Origin of the sequence: Streptomyces sp. NPDC052773 (assembly GCF_044547145.1) — a bacterium.
Classification (GTDB): domain Bacteria; phylum Actinomycetota; class Actinomycetes; order Streptomycetales; family Streptomycetaceae; genus Streptomyces.
This window is the reverse complement of record NZ_JBITZX010000001.1, coordinates 1005097-1029880: the sequence shown is the minus strand read 5'-3', so window position 1 is coordinate 1029880 and position 24784 is coordinate 1005097. Positions and strand designations below refer to the sequence as shown.

Below are 24784 nucleotides of genomic sequence, written 5' to 3'. Positions count from 1 at the left end.
GCCAAGGTCGAGCGTAGATGCCATGCCCCTCGCCTCCAGCCTCCGCATGGCCGCCCTCGCCCTCCTCTGGGGCTCCGGCTTCCTGTGGATCAAGCTCGCCCTCGACCACGGTCTCTCCCCCGCCCAGATCACCATCGCCCGCTGTGTGCTCGGCACCGCCGTCCTGCTGGTCCTGGCCCGCTGGGCCGGTCAGCGGCTGCCCCGCGACCGGGCCACCTGGAGGCGACTCGTGATCGCCGCGCTGTTCTGCAACGCCCTGCCGTTCGCCCTGTTCAGCGTGGGTGAGCAGACCGTCGACTCGGGGGTCGCGGGTGTCCTGAACGCGACGACCCCGCTGTGGTCCCTGCTGATCGGCGTCCTGCTCGGCACCGACCGCGGCCTGGGCCGCGTTCGCCTGGCCGGGCTGCTGCTCGGCTTCGCCGGTGCGGTGCTGATCTTCGCGCCGTGGCAGCGTTCGGGACTGCTCGGCTGGGGCGCGGCGGCGCTGCTGGCCGCCGCCGCGAGCTACGCCGTGGCGTTCGCGTACATGGCCCGGCATCTCACCGACCGCCGGGCCCCGCTGGCGCTGTCGGCGGCCCAGCTCCTCACCGCCACCGGGTGGAGCGCGTTCGCCCTGCCGGTGGCCGGCCCGCTGGACGCCGATGCCACCGCGCTGCTCGCGGTCACCGCCCTCGGCGTGCTCGGCACCGGCGTCACCTTCTACCTCAACTACCGCCTCATCGCCGACGAGGGCCCCACGAGCGCGGCCACGGTCGGCTATCTGCTGCCGGTGGTGTCGGTGGCGCTGGGAGCGCTGGTGCTGGGCGAGGAGGTCGGCGCTCGGGTGGTGGCGGGGATGGTGGTCGTCCTGCTGGGGGTGGCGCTGACCCGGCGCATCCCCGCCGCGCGGGGAACGACGCCCGAGGCTCCGGCGCCCGCAACCGCGGCGTCCGCGACCACGGTGCCTGCCGCCTCCACGCCCGTCACTGCGGCGCCCGAATCCGCGGGGCCCGGGACCCAGGCGCCTGCCGCCTCCGCGCCCACGACCCCGGCCCCCGACACCGGGCGCCGGAGAACCGCGGCGCCCGCCGCCACCACACCCACCACCTCGGCGCCCTGAACACCGACGCCCGCCCCCCAGAGCCCGGAAGCGCGGCGCCCGCCACCGCGCCGCCCAAGAACCCCGCCGCCCGCCACCCCTGTGCGGAAACCCCGGCGCGCCGCTCCCGCAGGGTCGCTCACGCCCCGTAGAACAGCTCCTCCACCACGCCCCGCGCCCTGCGCGTCGTACGCCGGTAGGCGTCGAGCATGTCGCCCACGTGTCCGGGGCCGTAGCCCAGGTACCGCCCCACCGCGGCCAGTTCGCGCGGGTCCGACGGGAAGGTGTCCCCGGCACGGCCCCGGACCAGCATGACCGCGTTGCGGACGCGGGTGGCCAGCACCCATGCCTCGTCGAGGATCGCCGCGTTCTCGGCGGAGATCAGACCGGCCTCGCGGGCCGCCGCCAGCGCCTCGCGGGTCCGGGTGGTGCGCAGCGCCTCGTGGGCGGCGCCATGCCGCATCTGGAGGAGCTGGACGGTCCACTCGACGTCGGACAGTCCGCCCGGCCCCAGCTTGGCGTGCAGCTTGGGGTCGACGCCCCGTGGCAGCCGCTCGGACTCCATGCGGGCCTTCAGGCGCCGGATCTCGCGTACGGCGTCGTCGTCGAGGCCGCGCGCCGGATAGCGCAGCGGGTCGATCAGCTCGACGAACCGGCGCCCCAGGTCCGCGTCCCCGGCGACCGGCTCGGCCCGCAGCAGCGCCTGGGACTCCCAGACCAGGGACCAGCGGCGGTAGTAGGCCTCGTACGACTTCAGGGAGCGGACCAGCGGCCCGGACTTGCCCTCCGGGCGCAGGTCGGCGTCGATCAGCAGGGGCGGGTCGGCGCTGGGGATCTGGAGCAGGCGGCGCATCTCGGAGACGACCCGGTTCGCGGCCTGTCCGGCCTCCCGCTCGTCGACGCCCTCACGCGGCTCGTGCACGAACAGCACGTCCGCGTCGGAGCCGTAGCCGAGTTCGTGGCCGCCGAAGCGGCCCATGCCGATGACGGCGAACCGGGTCGGCAGCTCGTCGCCCCAGTTGTCGCGGACCACCGCGCGCAGGGTCCCGGCGAGGGTCGCGGCGGTCAGGTCGGACACGGCCGCGCCGACCCGGTCCACCAGGGCGCCCTGGTCGGCCTCGACGGGGCGGTCCTCGGTGCCGTAGGAGCCGACGATGTCGGCGGCGGCCGTACGGAACAGCTCGCGGCGGCGGACGCCGCGCGCCGCGGTGACCGCCTGCTCGCCGCTGACGGCGCGGCCCACGGCGGCCAGGATCTCCTGCTCCAGGTGGGCGCGCCCGCGCGGCTCCAGGCCACCGCCGCCGTCGCCGTCGCCGAGCAGCGCGACCGCCTCGGGCGCGCGCATCAGCAGGTCGGGCGCGAGCCGGCCGGCGGACAGCACCCGGGCGAGGTTCTGCGCGGCGGCGCCCTCGTCGCGCAGCAGCCGCAGGTACCAGGGCGTCTTGCCGAGCGCGTCGGACACCTTGCGGAAGTTCAGCAGGCCCGCGTCCGGGTCGGCGGAGTCCGCGAACCAGCCGAGCAGCACCGGCAGCAGGGTGCGCTGGATGGCGGCCTTGCGGGACACGCCGGAGGCCAGCGCCTCCAGGTGGCGCAGGGCGGAGGCGGGGTCGGCGTACCCGAGCGCGACGAGCCGTTCCCGCGCGGCCTCGGGGCTCAGCCGGGCCTCGCCGGGGGCGAGCTGGGCGACCGCGTCGAGCAGCGGCCGGTAGAACAGCTTCTCGTGCAGCCGCCGTACGACGGCCGCGTGCCGCTTCCACTCGCGGTTCAGCTCGCCGACCGGGTCGGTGCGCAGGCCGAGCGACCGGCCGAACCGCCGCTGGTCGGCCTCGTCCTCGGGGACGAGGTGGGTGCGGCGCAGCCGGTAGAGCTGGATGCGGTGCTCCATGGACCGCAGGAAGCGGTACGCGTCCTCCAGCTGGGCGGCGTCCGCGCGCCCCACGTACCCGCCGGCGGCCAGCGCCCGCAGCGCGTCGAGGGTGGTGCCGCTGCGCAGGGAGGCGTCGGCCCGCCCGTGCACGAGCTGGAGCAGCTGGACGGCGAACTCGACGTCCCGCAGTCCGCCCGGCCCCAGCTTCAGCTCGCGCTCGACCTCGGCGGCCGGAATGTTCTCGACGACCCGCCGCCGCATCTTCTGTACGTCGGCGACGAAGTTCTCCCGCTCGGCGGCCTGCCACACGAGGGGTTCGAGGGCGGCGACGTACTGCTCCCCCAGCTCCCGGTCGCCGGCGACGGGCCGGGCCTTGAGCAGGGCCTGGAACTCCCAGGTCTTGGCCCAGCGCTGGTAGTAGGCGAGGTGGCTGGAGAGCGTGCGCACGAGCGGCCCGTTGCGTCCCTCGGGCCGCAGATTCGCGTCGACCGGCCAGATCGAGCCCTCGACGGTGGTCTCGGAGCAGATCCGCATCAGATGCGAGGCGAGCTTGGTGGCGGCCTTGAGGGCCTTGCTCTCGTCGGCGCCGTCCACGGCCTCGCCGACGAAGATGACGTCCACGTCGGAGACGTAGTTCAGCTCGTGCCCGCCGCACTTGCCCATCGCGATCACCGCGAGCCGGCACAGCGCGGCGTCCTCGGGCGCGGCGGCCTGCGCCAGCCGGAGCGCGGCGCGCAGGGTGGCGGTGGCCAGGTCGGCCAGCTCGGCGGCGGTCTCGGCGACGTCGGTCGTGCCGCACACGTCGCGGGCGGCGATGGACAGCAGACAGCGGCGGTAGGCGACCCGCAGCGCGACGGGGTCCCCGGCCTCGGCCAGCCCCCGCTCGAACTCCTCCACGCCCGGGTGCAGATCCCGCGGCTCGTACATGGCCAGCGCCTGCCAGTCCCCCGCGTGCCGGGCCAGGTGCTCGCCGAGCGCGGCGGACGCGCCGAGCACGCCGAGCAGCCGGTCGCGCAGCGGCTTGGCCGCTATGACCGTGTCGAGCAGTTTCCGGCGGGCGGCCGGGTCCGGCTGGGCCTCCAGCAGCCGGACGAGCCCCCGCAGGGCGAGATCGGGGTCGGCGGTGGCGCCCAGTGCCTCCAGCAGGACCGGGTCGTCGCGCACGGGTGCCAGCTCGGGGCTGTCCAGCAGCCGCTCGGCGGAGGTGGCGTCGGTGAAGCCGTGCCGCAGCAGCCGCGTGAAGGTACTGCTCCTGCGCCCCGGCGCCGTCATCCCAGCCTCCCGTTCCCGGTCACCCTCGTACGGCGACGCGTCGCGTACGAGATCACTGTCGTACGAGCCGAGCCTAACCGCAGCCGTGTGCGCGGGCTCCGATGAGTTCGGGGGGTGGACGGGGTCTGTACCGGTGAGCGCGGGAGGACGCGCTGGGGGGACGGGTCGGAGCAAGTGCCGGGAGGACGCCCATGACGACCGAGGGACACCCGCGGACGCACCTGGATCCGCGCTACAGCGACGAGACGGCCTCCGCGACCCCGTGGCCGGAGGCCGAGAAGCTGCTCGCCGGGGCCGAGCTGTTCTGGATCTCGACGGTACGGCCGGACGGCCGCCCGCACGTGACCCCGCTCCCGGCGGTCTGGTCGGCGGGTGCGCTGCACTTCTGCACCGGGCCGGAGGAACGCAAGGCCCGCAACCTGGCGGCGAACCCGCAGGTCGTGCTGACGACCGGCACGAACACCTGGGACCGGGGCTACGACCTGGTGGTCGAGGGCGAGGCGGTCCGCGTCACGGACGACGGGCGGCTGCGCGAGCTGGCGGCGGCGTGGGAGGAGAAGTACGGCGCGTTCTGGCACTTCGAGGTCCGGGACGGGTTCTTCCACCACGGCCCCGGACACGCCGTCGTCTACTCGGTGGCGCCGCGCACGGTTTTCGGCTTCGGTAAGGGACAGCCGTTCAGCCAGACGAGATGGCGGTTCGGTGCGTAGGCCCGTACGAGACCCGCGTCGACGAAGGAGTCACGTGATGGACATGGCCCTGACCCTCGAAGTCATCCCACTGCCCGTGAGCGACATCGACCGCGCCCGGGACTTCTACCGCGACAAGGTCGGCTTCCACGTCGACGTCGACCAGGAGGTCATGCCGGGCATGCGCATCGTCCAGCTGACCCCGCCCGGCTCCGGCTGCTCCATCGCCCTCGGCGACAGCGTCTGGGAACTGACCAAGGGACCCAAGCCGGCCCCCGGCTCCTACCAGGGCCTCCAGCTGTGCGTGGCCGACATCGAGGCGGCCCGGGCCGAGCTGGTCGGCCGCGGCCTGGAGGTCTCCGAGCCGGTCCGCTACGCCCCCGACGACGGCGCCACCTTCATGTACTTCAAAGACCCCGACGGCAACGGCTGGACGATTCAGGAGTACCGCCGCCGCGCCAAGGAACCGCTGTACCAGGTCCTGGCGGAACTGGCGCGCAAGCAGCAGCAGTAGCCGGCCGCCGCCGGCGGTTCGGACTAGACGCAGGTCGATCCACGGGATCGTGTCGCCCTCCGGCGGACGCACCGTGCTGCACCCCACCGGTTCGTCCCCGAGATACGCGACCTCCGGGTGATGGCGCCGGGCGCGCTCGCGTATCTCGTCAGGGGACAGCAGGTGGGTGGGGATGACCGTGTTGCGGACGTGCTGCCAGTCGCGGAGGGCGTCGTCGTCCGGTTGCCGGATACGCAGACGCCACGAATCCGGAGCCGGCCCCCTGGTGCGGACGGTCTGCCACCGCCCGCCTCAGGGGAACCGCACCGGAGCGGAACCGCGCCGGTCCGCGCCTACAGCACCGGCAGGTTCTTCCGCAGCTCGAACGCCGTGACCTCGCTGCGGTACTCCTCCCACTCCTGCCGCTTGTTGCGCAGGAAGAAGTCGAAGACGTGCTCGCCGAGGGTCTCGGCGACCAGGTCGCTGCTCTCCATGAGGGTCAGGGCCTCGCCGAGGTTCTGCGGGAGGGGTTCGATGCCCATCGCGCGGCGCTCGGCGTTGGACAGGGCCCAGACGTCGTCCTCGGCGCCCGGCGGGAGTTCGTAGCCCTCCTCGATGCCCTTGAGGCCGGCGGCCAGCAGGACGGCGTAGGCGAGGTAGGGGTTGGCGCCGGAGTCGAGGGAGCGGACCTCGACCCGGGCGGAGCCGGTCTTGCCCGGCTTGTACATCGGGACGCGGACCAGGGCCGAGCGGTTGTTGTGGCCCCAGCAGATGTAGGAGGGGGCCTCGCCGCCCGCGCCGGCGGTGCGCTCGGAGCCGCCCCAGATGCGCTTGTAGGAGTTCACCCACTGGTTGGTGACGGCGGAGATCTCCGCCGCGTGGCGCAGCAGGCCCGCGATGAAGGAGCGGCCGACCTTGGAGAGCTGGTACTCGGCGCCCGACTCGTAGAAGGCGTTGCGGTCGCCCTCGAAGAGGGACAGGTGGGTGTGCATGCCGCTGCCGGGGTGCTCGGAGAAAGGCTTCGGCATGAACGTCGCCTGCACGCCCTGCTCGAGCGCCACCTGCTTCATGACCAGGCGGAACGTCATGATGTTGTCCGCCGTGGACAGCGCGTCGGCGTAGCGCAGGTCGATCTCCTGCTGGCCGGGCGCGCCCTCGTGGTGGGAGAACTCGACCGAGATGCCCATGGACTCCAGCATGGTGATCGCCTGGCGGCGGAAGTCCATGCCGATGTTCTGCGGGGTGTGGTCGAAGTAGCCCGAGTTGTCGGCCGGGGTGGGGCGGGAGCCGTCCAGCGGACGGTCCTTCAGCAGGAAGAACTCGATCTCGGGGTGCGTGTAGAAGGTGAAGCCCAGGTCGGAGGTGCGGGCCAGGGCGCGCTTGAGGACGTAGCGCGGGTCCGCGAAGGACGGGGAGCCGTCCGGCATGAGGATGTCGCAGAACATCCGGGCGGTGCCGGGGGCCTCCGCGCGCCAGGGCAGCACCTGGAAGGTGGACGGGTCCGGCTTGGCGATCATGTCGGACTCGTAGACCCGGGCGAAGCCCTCGATCGCGGAGCCGTCGAAGCCGATGCCCTCGTCGAAGGCCTGCTCGAGCTCGGCCGGGGCCACGGCAACGGACTTGAGGAAGCCCAGCACGTCCGTGAACCACAGGCGTACGAACCGGATGTCGCGCTCCTCCAACGTCCGGAGCACGAACTCCTGCTGCTTGTCCATCTTCCGCTTCCCCATCCTTGCTGGTCAGGCCGCCTGCCCCGCGCACCACCGGGAGGCGGTCGGGCACCTGAGCATCCCACCACAACACCATTTCATGCGCGTTGCGGACCTTGATCGGCCGGCCGACCCCGCTCTGAACGGCTCGGGTACGGCAGGTGTACGGCGCTCATGCCCATCTTGCCTGCTCGCACCGACATCCGTAATGGCCGCCCGGGCACCCGGAGCGGGGTCCGGCGGGGCGCGTGCGGATCGGGCCATTCCGCAGGCATTCCTATGACCTCCCTACAAGATCACCGGTGTACCCCATTACGATCAGCGCACCCGTCCGTCTCCCGCCTCCCAGAAGGGCCGGCCCCATGGGTTCCGCCAAGAACAAGAGCAGTGCCGCGCGCCAGGCGCGCATAGCCGAGATGCGGCGCGCCGAGCAGGCCCGCGAGCGTCGCAACCGGCTCCTCACCATCGGCGCCAGCGTGGTGATCGTCGCCGCTCTGGTCGTCGGCGGTGTCGTGCTCGTACGGTCGCAGTCCGACGGCTCGGACGAGCGGGCGAGCGACGACAAGACCACGGGCAAGTTCGTCACCGCCGCGGACGGGGTGAGGAAGTGGGAGGGGACGCTGTCCCGCAACCACGTCAAGACGGACGTGAAGTACGACGTGGAGCCCCCGGTGGGCGGCGACCACCACCAGGCGTGGATGAACTGCAACGGCGACGTCTACACCGAGGAACTGAACAACGTGAACGCCGTGCACTCGCTGGAGCACGGCGCGGTCTGGGTGACGTACACCAGCAAGGCCGACAAGGCCGACGTCGAGAAGCTGGCCGAGAAGGTCAAGAAGACGCCGTACACGCTGATGAGCCCGAACGAGGAGCAGAAGGACCCGATCATGCTGACGGCCTGGGGCCACCAGCGGGCGGTGACCGGCGCGGACGACCCGAACGTGGACAAGTTCTTCCAGACCTTCGTGCAGGGCGCGCAGACCCCCGAGAAGGGCGCCGCCTGCACGGGCGGACTGGCGCAGTGACGCAGGCGCAGGCCGGCTGGATCGCGGGCGCCGCGGCGGCGGTGCTCGTCGCGGCCGGCGCGATCACCTACGCGGTCGCCTCGGACGGCGAGGCGGCCGAGGTGCCCGCCGCCGAGTCCGCGGACGCCGGCTTCGCCCGCGACATGGCCGTCCACCACCAGCAGGCCGTGGAGATGTCGTACATCGTGCGCGACCGCACCGACGACGAGGAGGTGCGCCGCCTCGCGTACGACATCGCGCAGACCCAGGCCAACCAGCGCGGCATGCTGCTGGGCTGGCTCGACCTGTGGGGCCTGCCGAAGGTGTCCGCGAAGCCGCCGATGAGCTGGATGGGCATGGGCGACGCGCCGTCCGAGGGCGACGGCTCGCTGATGCCGGGCATGGCGACCGACGCCGAGATGGCGAAGCTGGGCGAGCTCAACGGCAAGGCCGCCGAGGTCTACTTCCTCCGGCTGATGACCGACCACCACAAGGGCGGCATCCACATGGCCGAGGGCTGTGTCGAGCGGTGCACGGTGAAGGTGGAGAAGGACCTGGCCCAGGGCATGGTCGACGCTCAGCAGTCGGAGATCGACCTGATGGCCGACATGCTGGCCGAGCGCGGCGCGAAGGCGCGCTGAGCCGCCCGGCCGCCCGCCGGGTGGACCGCCGCGCGCGTGGGCCGGGCCACCCGCCGCACCCCCATCGCGTCGTTTTGACGATTACACTGGGCGCGTGCCTCAACTTCGCCTCGCCCTGAACCAGATCGACTCGCGCGTCGGCGACCTCGCCGGGAACGCGGAGGCGATCCTCCGCTGGACCCGGCACTCCGCCGACCGGGGAGCGCACCTCGTGGTGTTCCCGGAGATGGCGCTGACCGGGTATCCCGTCGAGGACCTGGCCCTGCGCCCCTCCTTCGTCGAGGCGTCCCGCGCGGCCCTGCGCACGCTCGCCGCGCGCCTCGCCGAGGAGGGCTTCGGCGAGCTGCCGGTCCTCGTCGGCTACCTGGACCGCTGCGAGACCGCCCAGCCGAAGTACGGCCAGCCGGCCGGCGCCCCGCAGAACGCGGCGGCGCTGCTGCACCGCGGCGAGGTGGTGCTCACCTTCGCCAAGCACCACCTGCCGAACTACGGCGTCTTCGACGAGTTCCGCTACTTCGTGCCCGGCGACACCATGCCGGTGGTGCGGCTGCACGGCGTCGACATCGCCCTCGCCATCTGCGAGGACCTGTGGCAGGAGGGCGGCCGGGTCCCGGCGGCCCGCTCCGCGAAGGCGGGCCTGCTGATCTCGGTCAACGCCTCGCCCTACGAGCGCGACAAGGACGACACCCGCCTGGAGCTGGTCCGCAAGCGGGCTCAGGAGGCCGGCTGCACCACCGCCTACCTCGCCATGATGGGCGGGCAGGACGATCTGGTCTTCGACGGCGACTCGATCGTGGTCGACGCGGGCGGCGAGGTCGTGGCCCGGGCCGCCCAGTTCGCCGAGGAGTGCCTGGTCGTCGACCTGGACCTGCCCGCCGCGGCCCCCGACGCCCCGGACGGCCTGGTCGACGACGGCCTGCGCGTCGACCGCCTGGTCCTCTCCGAGGACCCCCTCCCGGCGTACGAACCGCAGTACACCGGCGGCTACGCGGACCGTCTCGACGACGACGAGGAGGTGTACCAGGCCCTGGTCACGGGCCTGCGCGCGTACGTCGTCAAGAACGGCTTCCGGTCCGTCCTGATCGGCCTGTCCGGCGGCATCGACTCCGCGCTGGTCGCGGCGATCGCCTGCGACGCGGTGGGCGCGCAGAACGTGTACGGCGTCTCGATGCCCTCGAAGTACTCCTCCGAGCACTCGAAGGGCGACGCGGCGGAACTCGCCCGGCGCACCGGCCTCAACTTCCGCACCGTCCCGATCGCCCCCATGTTCGACGCGTACATGGACGCGCTCGCCCTCACCGGCCTCGCCGAGGAGAACCTCCAGTCCCGCCTGCGCGGCACCCTCCTGATGGCCATCTCCAACCAGGAGGGCCACATCGTGCTGGCGCCCGGCAACAAGTCCGAGCTGGCGGTGGGCTACTCGACGCTCTACGGCGACTCGGTCGGCGCGTACGGCCCCATCAAGGACGTCTACAAGACCTCGGTCTTCCGCCTCGCGAAGTGGCGAAACCGCGCCGCCGAGGAACGCGGCGAGACACCGCCCATCCCGGAGAACTCCATCACCAAGCCGCCGAGTGCCGAGCTCCGCCCCGGTCAGGTCGACAGCGACTCCCTGCCGGACTACCCCGTCCTCGACGCCATCCTGGAGCGCTACGTCGACCGCGACGACGGCGCCGACACCATCGCCGCGGCCGGCTTCGACCCGGACCTGGTGACCCGCACCCTCCGCCTCGTGGACACCGCCGAGTACAAGCGCCGCCAGTACCCGCCGGGGACCAAGATCTCCCCCAAGGGCTTCGGCAAGGACCGGCGGCTGCCGATCACGAACGGGTGGCGGGAGACGGCGTAGCGGCGGCGCGCCCCTGCGGGGTGACGCCGGGGCGCGGTCCGGGCCGTGGGCTCGCGGCCCGGGCGCGTCCGTACTAGGACAGACCCGGCAGCGTGACCTCGCGTGCCCGGCCCACGCCGAGGCGCCGGGCGAGCCGGGTCAGGGCCTGGGACATCCTGGAGGGCATCGAGTCCGGTTCGGGGATGGTCACCGGGCGCTGACGGCCGTTCTGGATGGCCGCTATCCGCCAGCCCTCCGGCGTGCGGACGCACACGATGACCTGCCGGGACAGGCGCCGCTTCGGCAGCTTGCTGCGCCAGGGCATGAGGACCGAGCCGTTTCCCACCAGCACGGCCACGGAGTCGGTGACGAAGCGCAGCGACTCGATCTCGCCGACCATCGCCGAGCCGGCGATGACGCCGCGGAACAGCTTGTCGTGGTTGTCCTGGAGGCGGGTGACTCCGGCCGCCCAACTGCCGTCGTAGGAGACGTAGTCGGCGTCCTTCGTGAACAGTCGGCCGAAACCTGCGGAGTCGCCTTCCGTCCAGGTCCTGCAGTACTCCGCGAAAAGTGCGCGGATCTCCGTCTCACGGGTGTCGTCCATGCTCGGTCCTCCCCCTCCGTGTTATTATTTCGTTCGGCCGAACTAAATATATGGAGGGACGATGGCACCGTCAAGGGAGGAACTTCTCGCCGCGCTCCGTGAGGCGGGACGGACGCACAGCAACGCCGCCGTCATGTATCACGCGGCGGTCAGCGAGCGGGTGGGTCTCAGCGCGGTCGAGGAGAAGACGCTCGATCTGCTCCAGCGCTCGGGCGCGCTCAGCGCGGGCGAGCTGGGCGAGCTGACCGGGCTGGCACCGGCGTCCGTGACCGGGCTGGTCGACCGGCTGGAGCGCAAGGGCTTCGCCCGCAGAGTGAAGGACGCGCAGGACGGCAGGCGGGTGAACGTCGAGGTGGTGCCCGGCGTCGAGGCCCGGTTCGAGCCCCTCTTCGCCCCCTTCGCGGACCGTCTGAGCGAGTTGTACGCGGATTACTCGGACACGGAACTCTCCGTCATCCTCGACTTCCTCCACCGCTCGGCCCGGGTCCAGCAGGAGGCCACCCAGGCTCTCACGGAAGGGCGGTGAGAGCTCCGGGTGGCCCGCCCGGCCGTCCGGCCGCTCAGCCGCGCACCGACTCCGTCTCCGCCGGCACATGGCCCGCCACCAGGCGTTCCCGGCCGGTGTGCGGGGCCGTGCGGCGGTCCACCGTGTAGGCCGTCGCCGCGACCGCGAGGCCGAGGACGGCGAGGAGGGCGCCGGCGAGGGCCGGGGAGGTGGTGCCGAAGCCCGCGGCGAGGGCGAGGCCGCCGATCCAGGCGCCGCCGGCGTTGGCGAGGTTGAAGGCGGCCTGGTTGGCGGAGGAGGCCAGGGACGGGGCCGCGGCGGCCTTCTCCATGACCATCAGCTGGAGCGGGGAGCCGGTGACGAAGGCGGCGGTGCCGAGGAGGGCCACCGCCAGGGCCGCCGTCCACGGCGTGCGCATCAGCAGGGGGAAGGCCGCGAGGACCGCGGCGAGGGAGAGCAGGCCGCCGAACAGGGTGGCGCGCATGGCGTGGTCGGCGAGCCGGCCGCCGAGGAGGTTGCCGATCGTCGCGCCGACGCCGAAGAGGGCCAGCAGGACGGTCACGCTGGTCTCGGCGTAGCCCGCGGAGTCCGTGAGCATCGGGGTGATGTAGCTGTAGGCGGCGAAGAGCGCGCCGAAGCCCGCGACCGTGGTGCCGAGGGCGAGCCAGACCGGGAGGGAGCGCAGTGCGGCCAGTTCGCCGCGCAGGCCGGTCGCGGGGGTCTGCGTGCTGTCGCGCGGGATCAGCAGGGCGAGGGAGGCGATCGCCGCCAGGCCGATCACGCTGACGCCGAGGAAGGTGGCGCGCCAGCCGAGGTGCTGGCCGACGAGGGTGGCGGCGGGGACGCCGGCGATGTTGGCGACGGTCAGGCCGAGGAACATCAGGGAGACCGAGCGGGCCTTGCGTTCCGGGCTGACCAGGGTGGTGGCCACGACGGCCCCGACGCCGAAGAAGGCGCCGTGCGGGAGGCCGCTGAGGAAGCGGGCGGCCAGCAGGTAGTGCTCGTCGGGGGCGAACGCCGAGAGGGCGTTGCCCGCGACGAAGAGGACCATGAGCCCGATGAGGACCGTGCGGCGGGACATGCGCGCGGTGAGCGCCGCGAGCAGCGGGGCGCCGATGACGACGCCGAGGGCGTACGCGGAGACCAGGTGGCCGGCGCTGGGGATGGATATGTGCAGGTCGGCCGCGACGTCGGGCAGCAGGCCCATCATCACGAACTCGGTCGTGCCGATACCGAAGGCACCTACGGCCAGGGCGAGCAGGGCCAGGGGCATGGAGGCCTTGCCTTTCGAGGGCTAGCGGGGGGACGGGTTCCGTTCCATCGTATGTTCAGGAACGGAACAAATTCTCCCTCGCCCGCTATTCCGGCCGGTTAAGACTGCGTGTCCATCCGCACCCGCGCCGCCACCGGCAGATGGTCGCTGCCCGTCTCCGGCAGCGTCCAGGAGCTCATCGGCTCGACGCCCTTGACCATGATCTGGTCGATCCGCGCCATCGGGAACGACGCCGGCCAGCTGAACCCGAAGCCGCTGCCCGCCGCGCCCTGCGTGGAGCGCATCTGCGAGGTCACGGCGTTGAGCGCGCGGTCGTTCATGGTGCCGTTGAGGTCGCCGAGCAGGATCACCTTCTCCAGCCGCTCGTCGGCGATGGCCTCACCGAGCGCGTCCGCGCTGGTGTCCCGCTGGCGGGCGGTGAACCCGGCCTCCAGCTTCACCCGCACCGACGGCAGGTGGGCGACGTAGACCGCGACCGGCCCCTGCGGGGTCGTCACCGTGGCGCGCATGGCGCGGGTCCAGCCCAGCTTGATGTCGACGGGCGCGACGGCGCTGAGCGGGTACTTGCTCCACACGCCGACCGTGCCCTGCACCGAGTGGTACTTGTACGTCGGTGCCAGCGCGTCCTCGTAGGTCGGCACCGCCGAGGCCCGCAGCTCCTCCAGGGCCACCACGTCCGCGCCGGAGGCGGCGACGGAGCGGGCGGTGCCGGCCGGGTCGGCGTTGTCGGCGTTGACGTTGTGCGTGGCCACCGTGAGGTCGCCGCCGCCGGCCGCCTTGTCGGTGAGCAGCCCGCCGAAGAGGTTGAGCCAGACGACCGCCGGGAGCAGCACCGCGATCAGCGCGGTCGCCGACCTGCGGACCACCGCGAGCAGGAGCAGCACCGGGACGCACAGGCCCAGCCAGGGGAGGAACGTCTCGGTGAGGCTGCCCAGGTTGCCGAACCGGTTCGGGATGTGGGCGTGCGCCGCCATCACCAGGGCCAGTACGACGGCGACGGCGGCGGTGACCAGGCCGCGGCGCCAGATCCGGGGGTCGCCGCGCCAGCCGGTGGTGAGACGGTTCGCCAGGCGCCGGAAGCCGGGTCCCCGACGCTCGGACCCCGAGCCGCCGCCGTCCGTCTCCGTCACGTACGCCTGCTGCGCCATACCGTCGCCTCGCTACCTGCCGTGCACACACCGTCTCCCCCGCGGCTATGACCCTAGGGGATGATCGGCTTCGTTCCCGCCGTCCCATTGACGGCCGTACGGGCACGAGGACGACCGGGGACGCGCCGGGAGTTCCGATTGTGGCGCCCGGGACGGCCACTGTGACGAAACGCGCACATTCCGGCTCACCGGCGTGGCGGACCGGGGGCCGTGTCGTCCGGGCGCAGGCCCGCCAGCAGGTGGTCGACGATGTCCTCGGACAGACCCTCGGGGAGGTCCGCGCCCGGGCGCAGCACCGTGCGCAGCAGCATCGGGCCGACGAACAGGTCGTTCAGCAGCTCGACGTCCACGTCGGCGCGCAGTTCGCCGCTGCGCTGCCCGCGGCGCAGCACCTCGAGCTGGATCCGGCGGCGCGGCTCGACGACGCTCGCGTGGTAGGCGGCCCAGATCTTGGGGCTGCTCTTCATCTGGGCGTAGACGTTGAGCAGGATCGCCGAGGACTGGGCCATCAGGCCGCGCCGGCGCAGGTGTTCCAGCAGGGCCACCAGGTCGTCCCGCAGGGACGTGCCCGGCAGTTCCGGGTCGGGGGGCTCGGCCGCGCGGACCACGTCGACGAACAGCTCCTCCTTGCCGGGCCAGCGGCGGTAGATGGCCGCCTTCCCGACCCCCGCGGTCCGGGCGATCCGCTCGATGGACAGCTCGGCGAGCGGCACGCCGTCCTCCAGCAGCCTCACCACCCCCTCGATGATCGCCCGGTCCACCGCTTCACTGCGCGGACGGCCCCGGGCGGGGGCGCCGGGGCCACCGGGGCCGGGACCACCGGGGCCGGGACCACCGGGGCCGGGACCACCGGGGCCGGGACCACCGGGGCCGGGACCACCGGATCCGGGACCACCGGATCCGGGACCACCGGATCCGGGACCACCGGATCCGGGGGTGTCGTGGTCGAGGGGGCGGCCGTTGGCGAGTTTCACATCGGTGTCCTTTCCGTATGAGGCGGAGCGGTGCTCCGCTACTCCGCCGTCACCAGCTTCCGTTCCACCGCGTCGGGCCGCCGGTCGGGCCCGCGGCCTGGGAGGAAGAGGGCCACGACCACCGCGCCGGCCAGGGCCACGCCGGCCCCGCACAGGGCGGTCAGGTGCATGGCGTGCAGGAAGGCGTCGTGGGCGGGGGTGATCAGGGCGTCACCGCGGGGGCCGAGGCGGGCGGCGACGGCGAGGGTGGCCTCGACGGACTCGCCGGCGGTGTGGTGGAGGGCGGCGGGCAGCGCGGTCAGCTCGTCCTCGATGCCGCGGCGGTAGGCGGCGGACAGCACCGAGCCGAGCACGGCGATGCCGAGGGCGCCGCCGACCTGGCGGAAGGTGTTGCTGAGCGCGGAGGCGGAGCCGGCCTTCTCGCGGGGCATGGCCTGCATGATGACCACGCTGGTGGGGGTCATGATGTGCGCCATGCCGGTGCCCATGAGGAAGAAGACGGTCTCCAGGAGCCAGATCGGGGTGTCGGCGTCGAAGGTGGCGAACGCCGCGAGCGTCGCGGCGATGATCAGCATGCCGCCGGTGGTGGTGGCCTTGTTGCCGAAGCGGTCGACCATGAGCCGGGCGCGCGGCGCGAAGATCAACTGTGCGGCGGCCAGCGGCAGCATCAGCAGGCCGGTCGCCAGCGGGGAGTAGCCGCGCACGCTCTGGGTGTAGAAGACCGAGAAGAAGGTGACGCCCATCAGCGCGAAGAAGACCAGCGCGATGGCGGCGATCGCGGCCGAGAACACCTTGTCGCGGAAGTGGGTGACGTCGATGGACGGGTGGTCGCTGCGCTTCTCGAAGACGACGAAGGCGACGAGCACCGCGAGCCCCGCGCCCACCGTCGAGAGCACGGCCGGGTCGGTGAAGTCGGCGAGTTCGCCGCCCTTGATGATGCCGAAGACCAGCAGGACCAGGCCGACCACGGAGAGGACCACGCCGACCGGGTCGATCCGGCCGGGGTGCGGATCGCGGGAGTCGGGCACCAGCCACACCATCAGCGCCAGCGCGAGCAGCACGATCGGCACGTTGACGAGGAAGACCGAGCCCCACCAGAAGTGGTCGAGGAGCATCCCGCCGGTGATCGGGCCGATGGCGATGGCGAGGCCGACGCCGCCCGCCCAGATGCCGATGGCCTTGGGCTGCTCGTCGCGCTCGAAGACGTGCATCAGCACCGCCAGGGTGGCGGGCATCACGAAGGCCGCCCCGAGCCCCATCACCGCGCGGTAGGCGATCAGCTCGCCCGGGGAGACGGAGAACGCGGCCAGCGCGGAGCCGGCGCCGAACACCGCGAGCCCGCCGAGCAGCACCTTCTTGCGGCCCAGCCGGTCCCCGAGGAGCCCGGCGGTGAACAGCAGGCCCGCGAAGACGAGGGTGTAGGAGTTGATCGCCCACTCCAGCTCGCTCTGGGTGGCGCCGATGCCGGTGGGGGCCGGGGTGGAGATCGTCTTGATGGCGACGTTCAGGATCGAGTTGTCGAGCACCACGATCAGCAGGCTCAGCATCAGCACCCCGAGGATGGCCCAGCGGCGCCGGTGCACCGCTTCGGGTATGCGGGGAGCGGAGGCGGGGGCGGCGGGATCAGTCATACGGCCGAGCGTAGGAGATTAACGATACGAGACCGTTCCGTATCGAATACTTTTACCGAGCTCTTACGCCGCCACGCACCAACCGGCGCTCCCCTGGCCGCGTGACGGGCTCCCCGGCCGCCTGACGGGGGTCCCCTAGCCGACCGTGGCACGAGGTGCCACCATGGGAGTGGTCCGGGGACGCCGACAGGGCGCCTCGAGATGACGTAAGGAGCCGTTGCAATGACGCAGCTTTCGGCTGCCCAGAACGCGCCCACGGGCGCGACCGCCGCCTCCGACGGCAGCAAGGCGCTGTACGGGGGCAAGGGCACCCGCCGCATCACCGTCCGCGACATCGCCCTCGCCAAGGACCGGGGCGAGAAGTGGCCCATGCTCACCGCCTACGACGCGATGACCGCGTCCGTCTTCGACGAGGCCGGGATCCCGGTGATCCTCGTCGGCGACTCGGCGGGCAACTGTCACCTCGGGTACGAGACCACCGTGCCCGTCACCCTCGACGAGATGACCATGCTCTCCGCCGCGGTCGTACGGGGCACCAGGCGCGCCCTGATCGTCGGCGACCTCCCCTTCGGCTCCTACCAGGAGGGCCCGGTGCAGGCACTGCGCTCGGCGACCCGGCTGGTCAAGGAGGCCGGCGTGCAGGCCGTGAAGCTGGAGGGCGGCGAGCGCTCGCACGAGCAGATCCGGCTGCTGGTGGAGTCCGGCATCCCGGTGATGGCCCACATCGGGCTGACCCCGCAGTCCGTGAACGCCATGGGGTACCGGGTGCAGGGGCGCGGCGAGGAGGCGGCCCAGCAGCTGCTGCGGGACGCGAAGGCCGTACAGGACGCGGGCGCCTTCGCGGTGGTCCTGGAGCTGGTGCCGGCCGAGCTGGCGGCCGAGGTGACCCGGACGCTGCACATCCCGACGGTCGGCATCGGCGCGGGTGCGCAGACGGACGCGCAGGTGCTGGTGTGGACCGACATGCTGGGGCTGACCGGCGGCCGGGTGCCGAAGTTCGTCAAGCAGTACGCGAACCTGCGTGAGGTCATGGGCGACGCGGTGAAGGCGTTCGCCGAGGACGTGGTCGGCGGAACGTTCCCGCAGGAGGAGCACTCCGTCCACTGAGCCATCGCGGTACCAGGCAGCCCCGTCGATCTTCCCCCGTCGGCGGGGCTGTCCCGTGAGGAGAGGCGGCCGTAGAAGCCCTGTCGGCCGGCTGTCGGCGGTCTGTCGGTCGTTTGTCGGTGGGACCTGACACCGTCGACGGCATGACACGCATGGAGAAGAGCAGCGGCACCACGGCCGTGACCGTACGAGGGCTGGTGAAGCACTTCGGGGAGACGAAGGCGCTGGACGGCGTCGATCTGGAGGTGCGGGAGGGCACCGTGATGGGGGTGCTCGGCCCGAACGGCGCCGGGAAGACCACCCTGGTGCGGATCCTGTCCACCCTCCTCTCCCCCGACACCGGACAGGCGACCGTCGCCGGCTACGACGTCGTACGGCAGCCCCGGCAGCTGCGCCGGGTGATCGGGCTGACGGGGCAGTACGCGTCGGTGGACGAGAAGCTGCCCGGCTGGGAAAACCTGTATCTGATCGGGCGGCTGCTGGACCTGCCCCGCAAGGAGGCGCGGGCCCGGGCCGACGAGCTGCTGGAGCGGTTCTCGCTGACGGAGGCGGCCAAGCGGCCCGCGGCGACCTACTCCGGCGGTATGCGGCGCCGGCTGGACCTGGCCGCCTCGATGATCGGCCGGCCGGCCGTGCTGTACCTGGACGAGCCGACCACCGGCCTCGACCCGCGCACCCGCAACGAGGTGTGGGACGAGGTCAAGCGCATGGTCGGGGACGGCGTGACCGTCCTGCTGACCACGCAGTACATGGAGGAGGCCGAGCAGCTGGCCTCCGAGCTGACCGTCGTCGACCGCGGCAAGGTCATCGCGACCGGCGGCATCGAGGAGCTGAAGGCCAAGGTGGGCGGGCGCACCCTGCGGGTGAAGCCGGCCGATCCGCTGCGGCTGCGCCCGCTGGCCCGCGCGCTGGACGACCTCGGCATCACCGGCCTCGCCACCACCACCGTCGACACCGAGCGCGGCGTCGTCCTGGTGCCGATCCTCAGCGACGAGCAGCTGACCGCGGTGATCTCCGCGGCCGTCGGACTCGGCATCACGCTGTCCTCCGTCACCACCGAACTGCCCAGCCTGGACGAGGTGTTCCTGTCCCTCACCGGCCACCGCGCCAGTGCCCCGCAGGACGCCACGCCCGCCGACGCCCGCGAGGAGGTCGCCGTATGAGCGCCACCACCGTCAACGCCACCACCGCCCCGGCCTCCGACACCCCGATCCCGCTGCGCGGGCATCTGCGCCACACCGGCGCGCTGGTCCGGCGCAATCTGCTGTGGATCCGGCAGGACCCGGAGTCGATGTTCGACGCGGTGCTGATGCCGATCGTGTTCACCCTGCTGTTCGTCTTCGTCTTCGGCGGGTCGATCGGCCAGGCGCTGGGCGGCGGGCAGGACGAGTACGTGCAGTACGTGGTGCCCGGACTGCTCGCCATGATGGGGATGAACATGGCGATGGGGGTGGGCACCGGGTTCAACCAGGACTTCAACTCCGGTGTCATGGACCGCTTCCGGTCGCTGCCGATCGGCCGGGGCTCGGTGCTCTTCGCGAAGATCGCGGTGGAGCTGATGCGGATGCTGGTCGCCGTCGCGATCCTGCTCGTCGTGGGCATGCTGGTCGGGTTCGACGTCACCAACTGGGGCGGGCTGCTCGCGGCCGTGGGCCTCGCGGTGGTGTTCGGCTCCTCGCTGATGTGGGTGTTCCTGACCCTCGGTGTCGTGCTGAAGAACGCGCAGGCCGTGCAGGGTATGGGGTTCCTGGTGCTGATGCCGCTCCAGTTCGGCTCGTCGGTGTTCGCGCCGCCGCAGTCGATGCCGGGCTGGCTCCAGGCCTTCACCGACTACAACCCGCTGTCCACGCTCGCCGACGCCGCGCGCGGACTGATGGTGGGCGGCCCGGTCGCCCACGATCTGTGGATGACCGTGGGCTGGTCGGTGGCGATCACCGCGGTGATGGCGCCGATCGCCATCCACAAGTTCAAGACCAAGAGCTGACCGGGTCACCCGGTGGGTCACACCAGGGCGGCGGCCTCCTGCGGGGAGAGGCCGCCGCCCTCGGCGTACGCCGCGGCGAACTCCTCGGCGGGCAGCGCGGCCCGTACGGCGGCCACGGCGTGGTCGCGTGCCTCGCGCTCCAGGCGGGACGACCGATGGCCGGGAGGCAGCAGCGCGTCGGCCGCGCCCAGGCAGCGGGCGCCGTCCCGGGCGTCCCGTCCGCCGTCGCATCCGGCCAGGGCCATGGCGGCGATGACGAGATACGCCGAGAACAGCTGCGGCGCCATGACCTTCGACAGCGGGTCGGCGGCGTGTCCAAGGCCGCGCCGGACCTTCTCCCTGGCCTGCTCGTAGTGACCCTCGACGGCGTCCACCCACGCCTCCTGGCTGAGGATGAACGCGTCGAAGACCACGAAGTGGGCGATGGTGAAGTCCTCGCGCAGGATCCGCAGTTGCTCGCGCGCCTCGGCGGTCCGGCCGGTGATGCTGAGCCATCCGGCGAGGATGACCCGGCCGAACGGCATGGCCTCGCTGTGCGGGCCCTCCGCGGCGTCGACCACCTCCCGCAGCAGCCGCTCGCCCCGCTCGGCCTCGCCCGCCTCCAGCAGCGCGTTTCCCAGCCGGGCGGAGAGGACCGCGAGCTGGGCGCGGGCGCCGAGCCGCCGGGCGTGCTCCATGGCGGCCTCGTAGTCGGTGGCGGCCTCGAGGTAGCGGCCCTGGCGCTCGTGGCTCTCGGCGCGCGCGGAGAGCGCCTCGGCGCTGCCCCAGGCGTCGCCGAGACGCTCGTAGATCTTCAGGGACTCGTCGGCGTCCCGGGCGGCTTCGCCCGCCCGTTCCGGGCGGTTGGCGAGGATGTTGGCGCGCAGCTGGAGGCTGGACGCCAGCTCCCAGTCATAGCCCGGGGTGCTGCGGCAGGTGTCGACGGAGGCGTCCAGGGCGGCGGCCAGCCGGTCCATGTCACCGGTCAGCATCACCGCGTAGAAGGACAGCATGCCGGGGCTGCGGCAGGTCTGCGGGAGGCCGGGTTCGTAGACCTCGGCGATGGCCCGCAGCTTGCGCTGGGCCTCGGGGGTCTGCCAGGCGTCCAGTTCGGTGTCCATGCAGGCCAGGTGTCCCAGGTGGACGCCGCGCCGGGCCTCCTGGAGGACCTCCCCGGTCATGGGCGGCGGCTCGGCGGTGCAGCGCTCCCACACCGGCTCGGCCTTGCGGACGGGCTCGGCGAACGGGTCGGGGCCGAGGTCCATGACCGCGCGGCACCAGTTGCGGGCCTCGATGCGCAGGTCGCGCATCTGCCAGTACCAGGCGAGGGACAGCGCCAGGCACAGCGCCTCCTGCTCGTCGCGCGCGGCGACGGCGTGGCGCAGCGCGGTGCGCAGGTTCTCGTACTCGCGCTGCAGCCGTTCGATGGCGGCGAGCTGGTCGGGGCCGCGCAGCAACGGGTCGGTGGTGCGGGCGAGTTCGCGGTAGTACGTGAGGTGGGCGCGCTCGGTCTCGGCGCGCAGGCCGGACTCGTCGAGGCGTTCGCGGGCGTACTCGGCGACGGTCTCCAGGAGCCGGTAGCGCATCCCGCCGCCGTCGCCGGAGGGGGCGGCGACCACCAGGGACTTGTCGACGAGGGAGCCGAGCGCGTCGAGGGCGGCGGGGCCGCAGACGGCCTCGGCGGCGGCGAGGTCGCAGCCGCCGGCGAAGACGGACAGCTTGCGCAGGACGTCGCGTTCCTCCTCGTCGAGCAGGTCCCAGGACCAGTCGACGACGGCGCGCAGGGTCTGCTGGCGGGGCAGGACGGTGCGGCTGCCGGAGGTGAGCAGGCGGAAGCGGTCGTCGAGGCGGTCGGCGATCTGCCGGGGGGTGAGGATCCGCAGCCGGGCGGCGGCCAGTTCGATGGCGAGGGGCAGTCCGTCGAGGCGGCGGCAGATCTCCGCGCAGGCCTCGGGATCGTCCTCCACCCGGAAGCCGGGCCGGGCGGCGGCGGCGCGGTCGGCGAGCAGCCGCAGCGCGTACGGCTCGGGCAAGGGTTCCACGGGCCGCAGCACCTCGCCGGGGACGCCGAGGGGTTCGCGGCTGGTGGCCAGCACGGTCAGGTGCGGGCAGCGCTCCAGCAGTTCGGCGACGAGCCGGGCGGCGGCCTCGACGACGTGCTCGCAGTTGTCGAGGACGATCAGCATGCGCCGCCGGGCACAGTGCTCGACGAGGCGTTCGACGGGGTCGTCGTGGCGGTCGGTGACGGCCCGCAGCTCCTCGGCGCCCGCGCCGTGCAGCACGGTCTCGCGGGCGCCGATCGCGGTGAGCACGGCCTCGGGGACGGCGGCCGGGTCGTCGACCGGGGCCAGCTCCGCCAGCCACACCCCGTCCCGGGCGGCGTCCCCGGCGTTCTCGGCGGCCTCCTGCGACAGCCGGGTCTTGCCGGCGCCGCCGGGGCCCAGCAGGGTGACGAGGCGGGCGCCGGCGAGGTCGTCGCGGATCGTCTCGATGTCGGTGTCCCGGCCGACGAAGGAGGTCAGCCGGGCCCGCAGATTGCCCGGCCTGCGGGCGGCCCGGGCCGGCGGCGGGGCGTCCTGCACGCGCAGCAACTCGGCGTGCAGCGCGCGCAGTTCGGCCCCGGGGCCGGAGCCGAGCCGGTCCGCGAGGAGCCGTCGTACGTCCTCGAAGGCGGCCAGTGCCTCGGCGGTGCGGCCGGCGTCGCGCAGGGCGCGCAGCCGCAGCGCCTGGAGCGGTTCGTCCAGCGGGTGGGCGTCGCACAGCGCGGTGAGTTCGGGCAGTGCCTGCTCGGCGTGGCCGAGGGCGAGGGCGGCGGTGAGGCGGGCGCGGCGGGCGTCGAGGCGGCGGGTCTCCCAGCGGGCCGCCTCGGCGGTGCGGTCGGGCAGGTCGGCGAGGGCGGGGTCGCGCCACAGGGCGAGGGCGTCGTCGAGGAGGGCGGCGGCCTTGGCGGGGTCGCCGTCGGCGAGGGCGCGGGCGCCCTCGTCGGCGAGGCGGGTGAAGCGGTGCAGGTCGACGTCGTCGGGGCTCGCGCCGAGCCGGTAGCCGCCGTCCACGGACTCCACGGCGTCCGCGCCGAGCGCCCGCCGCAGCCGGCCCACCAGTGCCTGGAGGGCGCCCGGCGCGTCGGCGGGCGGGTCGCCGTCCCACACCTCGTCGACGAGCAGCCCCGCGGGCACGGCCCGTCCGGCGCGCAGCGCCAGCACGGTGAGCAGCGCGCGCAGCCGCGCCCCGCCCACGGGGACGGCCGTGCCGTCGGGGCGGATCGCCTGGGTGGTGCCGAGGATTCGGTAGCGCACGGGGTCCATTCTCTCCGGGGGCGGGGTGGCGCAGTCAGCGGGCCGGTTCGCTCAGGACGGCACCTCCAGCCCGACCAGCACGCCCTGTTCGTCGCGGCGGCGCCGGCCCGTGTCCGTGCCGAACTCGCGGCCCCGGAACCACTTCGGGCACCGGTCGGTCTCCCGCAGGGTGCGCGTGCCCGGCACCGGCTCCCAGGTGCCGTCGGCGCCCCGGGCGAGGTCCTGGACGACGATGTGCAGGGAGCGGACCCGGCCGGTGACCTCCGGCCACGCGCCGCCGTGGGTCTCGACGCTGAGCAGCCCCGAGCGCCGTACGGGCCCCGGATCGGCGGGCCCGGCGCCGGCGGACCGCGGTTCGGGGTCCTCGGACAGGGCCACGGTCAGGCCCGCCTCCTGGACGACCCGGATGCCGTCGGTGGCGCCGGCCACGTGCCCGGCGGGGCCGGTGAGCCGGGAGGCCGGTTCCTCGCCGGGGACGAGCAGGAGCTGCCAGCTCACGTCGTCGCCCACCGAGAACGGTGTGCCGCAGCACTCCATCTGCCATCCCGCGTAGAACACCCGCCACAGTCCCATGGACCCACCTTCCTAGGAACCGATACCCGATCGCGAGACGTTTTCCCGGTGCGCCCGGTACGGTCGGGCGGACCCGCGTGCCCGAGGGGGAGCCGTATGACCACCGCCACCATCCGCCCGAGCGACCGGCGGCCCAGTGCCGTCTTCGTCGGGATCCTCGCCGTGACGGCGGTCACGGGCTGGGCGACCTGGACGGGGTTCGCGGAGCAGCCCGGGGTGGCCGTGTTCCTGTTCGTGACGGCGGCGTGGATCGTCTCGCTGTGTCTGCACGAGTACGCGCACGCGCGCACGGCGCTGCACAGCGGCGACATCACGGTCGGCGCGAAGGGCTATCTCACGCTGAACCCGCTGAAGTACACGCACGCGCTGCTGAGCATCGTGCTGCCCGTGCTGTTCGTGATCATGGGCGGCATCGGTCTGCCGGGCGGCGCGGTGTTCATCGAGCGCGGCCGGATCCGGGGCCGCTGGCGGCACAGCCTGATCTCGGCGGCGGGCCCGCTGACGAACGTGCTGTTCGCGGCGGTGTGCACGGCCCCGTTCTGGCTGGACGCGCTGGACGGCGTGCCGCGCGACTTCCGCTACGCGCTGGCGTTCCTGGCGCTGCTCCAGGTGACGGCGGCGCTGCTGAACTTCCTGCCGGTGCCGGGCCTGGACGGGTACGGCGTGATCGAGCCGTGGCTGTCGTACAACGTGCGGCGGCAGGTGGAGCCGCTGGCCCCGTTCGGCCTGCTGATCGTGTTCGCGCTGCTGTGGATCCCGGCGGTGAACGGCGTGTTCTTCGACGTGATCGACGCGATACTGCGCGGGCTGGGGATCAGCGACCTGGACACCTACTGCGGCTACGACCTCTACCGCTTCTGGCGTGAGGGCAGCGGGGTCTGCTCGGTCACCGGGTGAGCTTCACCGGTGAGCTTCACTGGGTGACCTTGCGGCGCCGGAGGTAGTACCAGCACATGTTGGACGACACCCCGGCCATCAGGACCCACACGATCCCGATCCAGCTGCCCCGCGCGAAGGAGATCACGGCCGCGACGACGGCGAGCACGCAGACGACGAGGGCGTAGAGGGCGAGACGCCGGGCCGGGCTGGGTGGGGGCAAGAGGGGCATGTCGGTCGGCTCCTTGCG

21 protein-coding genes and 1 pseudogene are annotated in these 24784 nt (G+C 72.9%); 11 read left to right on the top strand and 11 right to left on the bottom strand.

Features of this window, described 5'->3' with window-relative positions; translation table 11 throughout:
- Window positions 1-22: 22 nt before the first annotated feature.
- Entirely contained in the window at window positions 23-1099 is a 1077-nt protein-coding gene (locus ACIG0D_RS04740; RefSeq protein WP_399796242.1) for a DMT family transporter, read from the top strand.
- A gap of 118 nt (window positions 1100-1217) precedes the next feature.
- Here ACIG0D_RS04740 and ACIG0D_RS04735 read toward each other — a convergent pair whose 3' ends face one another.
- Window positions 1218-4217: a bifunctional [glutamine synthetase] adenylyltransferase/[glutamine synthetase]-adenylyl-L-tyrosine phosphorylase gene (locus tag ACIG0D_RS04735; protein ID WP_399796241.1), complete on the bottom strand. Its 3000-nt coding sequence runs from the start codon at window positions 4215-4217 to the stop codon at window positions 1218-1220.
- A gap of 191 nt (window positions 4218-4408) precedes the next feature.
- Here ACIG0D_RS04735 and ACIG0D_RS04730 point away from each other — a divergent pair, with 191 nt between their 5' ends.
- Window positions 4409-4927: a pyridoxamine 5'-phosphate oxidase family protein gene (locus ACIG0D_RS04730; protein ID WP_399796240.1), complete on the top strand. Its 519-nt coding sequence runs from the start codon at window positions 4409-4411 to the stop codon at window positions 4925-4927.
- 43 nt (window positions 4928-4970) lie between these two features.
- Entirely contained in the window at window positions 4971-5420 is a 450-nt protein-coding gene (locus tag ACIG0D_RS04725; protein ID WP_399796360.1) for a VOC family protein, read from the top strand.
- 48 nt (window positions 5421-5468) lie between these two features.
- Here the strand turns inward: ACIG0D_RS04725 and ACIG0D_RS04720 are convergent.
- Window positions 5469-5657 (bottom strand): annotated as a pseudogene (locus tag ACIG0D_RS04720) (N-acetyltransferase); the annotation flags it as partial.
- Window positions 5658-5752: 95 nt separating this feature from the next.
- The gene (gene glnA, locus ACIG0D_RS04715; RefSeq protein ID WP_165997807.1) at window positions 5753-7114 is read right to left on the bottom strand and encodes a type I glutamate--ammonia ligase; all 1362 of its coding nucleotides are present in this window, start codon (window positions 7112-7114) and stop codon (window positions 5753-5755) included.
- A gap of 356 nt (window positions 7115-7470) precedes the next feature.
- Here glnA and ACIG0D_RS04710 point away from each other — a divergent pair, with 356 nt between their 5' ends.
- The 3 genes from ACIG0D_RS04710 to ACIG0D_RS04700 all read left to right on the top strand — a co-directional run bounded on the left by ACIG0D_RS04710 (window position 7471) and on the right by ACIG0D_RS04700 (window position 10605).
- Window positions 7471-8136: a DUF3105 domain-containing protein gene (locus tag ACIG0D_RS04710; protein ID WP_399796239.1), complete on the top strand. Its 666-nt coding sequence runs from the start codon at window positions 7471-7473 to the stop codon at window positions 8134-8136.
- Window positions 8133-8756 (top strand): DUF305 domain-containing protein, encoded by a 624-nt coding sequence (locus ACIG0D_RS04705; RefSeq protein ID WP_399796238.1) that lies wholly within the window; start codon window positions 8133-8135, stop codon window positions 8754-8756. The genes ACIG0D_RS04710 and ACIG0D_RS04705 overlap by 4 nt, the downstream gene beginning before the upstream one ends.
- Window positions 8757-8850: 94 nt before the next feature.
- Entirely contained in the window at window positions 8851-10605 is a 1755-nt protein-coding gene (locus tag ACIG0D_RS04700; RefSeq protein WP_399796237.1) for an NAD+ synthase, read from the top strand.
- A 73-nt stretch (window positions 10606-10678) separates the two neighbouring features.
- Here the strand turns inward: ACIG0D_RS04700 and ACIG0D_RS04695 are convergent, their stop codons facing one another.
- Window positions 10679-11188 (bottom strand): SgcJ/EcaC family oxidoreductase, encoded by a 510-nt coding sequence (locus ACIG0D_RS04695; RefSeq protein WP_399796235.1) that lies wholly within the window; start codon window positions 11186-11188, stop codon window positions 10679-10681.
- A gap of 61 nt (window positions 11189-11249) precedes the next feature.
- On the opposite strand from ACIG0D_RS04695, the gene ACIG0D_RS04690 reads away from it, so the two are divergent.
- Window positions 11250-11714 carry a MarR family winged helix-turn-helix transcriptional regulator gene (locus tag ACIG0D_RS04690; protein WP_399796233.1) on the top strand — a complete coding sequence of 155 codons (465 nt, stop codon included), beginning with the start codon at window positions 11250-11252 and terminating at the stop codon, window positions 11712-11714.
- A 34-nt stretch (window positions 11715-11748) separates the two neighbouring features.
- Here ACIG0D_RS04690 and ACIG0D_RS04685 read toward each other — a convergent pair whose 3' ends face one another.
- From ACIG0D_RS04685 to ACIG0D_RS04670, 4 genes are all read right to left on the bottom strand, one after another.
- Window positions 11749-12966, bottom strand: coding sequence for an MFS transporter (locus ACIG0D_RS04685; protein WP_399796232.1), 1218 nt, complete (start codon window positions 12964-12966; stop codon window positions 11749-11751).
- Between the two features lie 98 nt (window positions 12967-13064).
- The gene (locus ACIG0D_RS04680) at window positions 13065-14114 is read right to left on the bottom strand and encodes an endonuclease/exonuclease/phosphatase family protein (RefSeq protein WP_399796231.1); all 1050 of its coding nucleotides are present in this window, start codon (window positions 14112-14114) and stop codon (window positions 13065-13067) included.
- A gap of 185 nt (window positions 14115-14299) precedes the next feature.
- On the bottom strand, window positions 14300-15088 hold the full coding sequence (locus ACIG0D_RS04675; RefSeq protein ID WP_399796229.1) for a TetR/AcrR family transcriptional regulator: 789 nt from the start codon (window positions 15086-15088) through the stop codon (window positions 14300-14302).
- 38 nt (window positions 15089-15126) lie between these two features.
- Complete coding sequence (locus tag ACIG0D_RS04670) at window positions 15127-16719, bottom strand: MFS transporter (RefSeq protein WP_399796228.1); 1593 nt, start codon at window positions 16717-16719, stop codon at window positions 15127-15129.
- Between the two features lie 222 nt (window positions 16720-16941).
- Between ACIG0D_RS04670 and panB the strand changes: the two genes are divergently transcribed.
- The 3 genes from panB (at window position 16942) to ACIG0D_RS04655 (ending at window position 19810) form a co-directional block, all read left to right on the top strand.
- Window positions 16942-17826 (top strand): 3-methyl-2-oxobutanoate hydroxymethyltransferase, encoded by an 885-nt coding sequence (gene panB, locus ACIG0D_RS04665; RefSeq protein WP_399796227.1) that lies wholly within the window; start codon window positions 16942-16944, stop codon window positions 17824-17826.
- A gap of 143 nt (window positions 17827-17969) precedes the next feature.
- A complete protein-coding gene (locus ACIG0D_RS04660) occupies window positions 17970-18989 on the top strand; it encodes an ATP-binding cassette domain-containing protein (protein ID WP_399796226.1) in 1020 nt (339 codons plus the stop codon).
- Window positions 18986-19810, top strand: coding sequence for an ABC transporter permease (locus tag ACIG0D_RS04655; protein ID WP_399796225.1), 825 nt, complete (start codon window positions 18986-18988; stop codon window positions 19808-19810). The genes ACIG0D_RS04660 and ACIG0D_RS04655 overlap by 4 nt, the downstream gene beginning before the upstream one ends.
- A 17-nt stretch (window positions 19811-19827) precedes the next feature.
- Here the strand turns inward: ACIG0D_RS04655 and ACIG0D_RS04650 are convergent, their stop codons facing one another.
- Window positions 19828-23094 carry a BTAD domain-containing putative transcriptional regulator gene (locus tag ACIG0D_RS04650; protein ID WP_399796224.1) on the bottom strand — a complete coding sequence of 1089 codons (3267 nt, stop codon included), beginning with the start codon at window positions 23092-23094 and terminating at the stop codon, window positions 19828-19830.
- A gap of 42 nt (window positions 23095-23136) precedes the next feature.
- Window positions 23137-23658 carry a DUF6578 domain-containing protein gene (locus tag ACIG0D_RS04645; protein ID WP_399796223.1) on the bottom strand — a complete coding sequence of 174 codons (522 nt, stop codon included), beginning with the start codon at window positions 23656-23658 and terminating at the stop codon, window positions 23137-23139.
- Between the two features lie 96 nt (window positions 23659-23754).
- Between ACIG0D_RS04645 and ACIG0D_RS04640 the strand changes: the two genes are divergently transcribed.
- The gene (locus ACIG0D_RS04640) at window positions 23755-24555 is read left to right on the top strand and encodes a site-2 protease family protein (RefSeq protein ID WP_399796222.1); all 801 of its coding nucleotides are present in this window, start codon (window positions 23755-23757) and stop codon (window positions 24553-24555) included.
- Between the two features lie 16 nt (window positions 24556-24571).
- Here the strand turns inward: ACIG0D_RS04640 and ACIG0D_RS04635 are convergent, their stop codons facing one another.
- A complete protein-coding gene (locus tag ACIG0D_RS04635; protein ID WP_399796221.1) occupies window positions 24572-24766 on the bottom strand; it encodes a hypothetical protein in 195 nt (64 codons plus the stop codon).
- Between the last annotated feature and the right edge of the window lie 18 nt (window positions 24767-24784).

Coding starts and splice junctions, on each gene's coding strand:
- ACIG0D_RS04740 (WP_399796242.1), top strand. CDS start 23: ATGCCCCTCGCCTCCAGCCTCCGCATGGCCGCCCTCGCCCTCCTCTGG.
- ACIG0D_RS04735 (WP_399796241.1), bottom strand. CDS start 4,217: ATGACGGCGCCGGGGCGCAGGAGCAGTACCTTCACGCGGCTGCTGCGG.
- ACIG0D_RS04730 (WP_399796240.1), top strand. CDS start 4,409: ATGACGACCGAGGGACACCCGCGGACGCACCTGGATCCGCGCTACAGC.
- ACIG0D_RS04725 (WP_399796360.1), top strand. CDS start 4,971: ATGGCCCTGACCCTCGAAGTCATCCCACTGCCCGTGAGCGACATCGAC.
- glnA (WP_165997807.1), bottom strand. CDS start 7,114: ATGGACAAGCAGCAGGAGTTCGTGCTCCGGACGTTGGAGGAGCGCGAC.
- ACIG0D_RS04710 (WP_399796239.1), top strand. CDS start 7,471: ATGGGTTCCGCCAAGAACAAGAGCAGTGCCGCGCGCCAGGCGCGCATA.
- ACIG0D_RS04695 (WP_399796235.1), bottom strand. CDS start 11,188: ATGGACGACACCCGTGAGACGGAGATCCGCGCACTTTTCGCGGAGTAC.
- ACIG0D_RS04690 (WP_399796233.1), top strand. CDS start 11,250: ATGGCACCGTCAAGGGAGGAACTTCTCGCCGCGCTCCGTGAGGCGGGA.
- ACIG0D_RS04685 (WP_399796232.1), bottom strand. CDS start 12,966: ATGCCCCTGGCCCTGCTCGCCCTGGCCGTAGGTGCCTTCGGTATCGGC.
- ACIG0D_RS04680 (WP_399796231.1), bottom strand. CDS start 14,114: ATGGCGCAGCAGGCGTACGTGACGGAGACGGACGGCGGCGGCTCGGGG.
- ACIG0D_RS04670 (WP_399796228.1), bottom strand. CDS start 16,719: ATGACTGATCCCGCCGCCCCCGCCTCCGCTCCCCGCATACCCGAAGCG.
- panB (WP_399796227.1), top strand. CDS start 16,942: ATGACGCAGCTTTCGGCTGCCCAGAACGCGCCCACGGGCGCGACCGCC.
- ACIG0D_RS04660 (WP_399796226.1), top strand. CDS start 17,970: ATGACACGCATGGAGAAGAGCAGCGGCACCACGGCCGTGACCGTACGA.
- ACIG0D_RS04655 (WP_399796225.1), top strand. CDS start 18,986: ATGAGCGCCACCACCGTCAACGCCACCACCGCCCCGGCCTCCGACACC.
- ACIG0D_RS04650 (WP_399796224.1), bottom strand. CDS start 23,094: ATGGACCCCGTGCGCTACCGAATCCTCGGCACCACCCAGGCGATCCGC.
- ACIG0D_RS04645 (WP_399796223.1), bottom strand. CDS start 23,658: ATGGGACTGTGGCGGGTGTTCTACGCGGGATGGCAGATGGAGTGCTGC.
- ACIG0D_RS04640 (WP_399796222.1), top strand. CDS start 23,755: ATGACCACCGCCACCATCCGCCCGAGCGACCGGCGGCCCAGTGCCGTC.
- ACIG0D_RS04635 (WP_399796221.1), bottom strand. CDS start 24,766: ATGCCCCTCTTGCCCCCACCCAGCCCGGCCCGGCGTCTCGCCCTCTAC.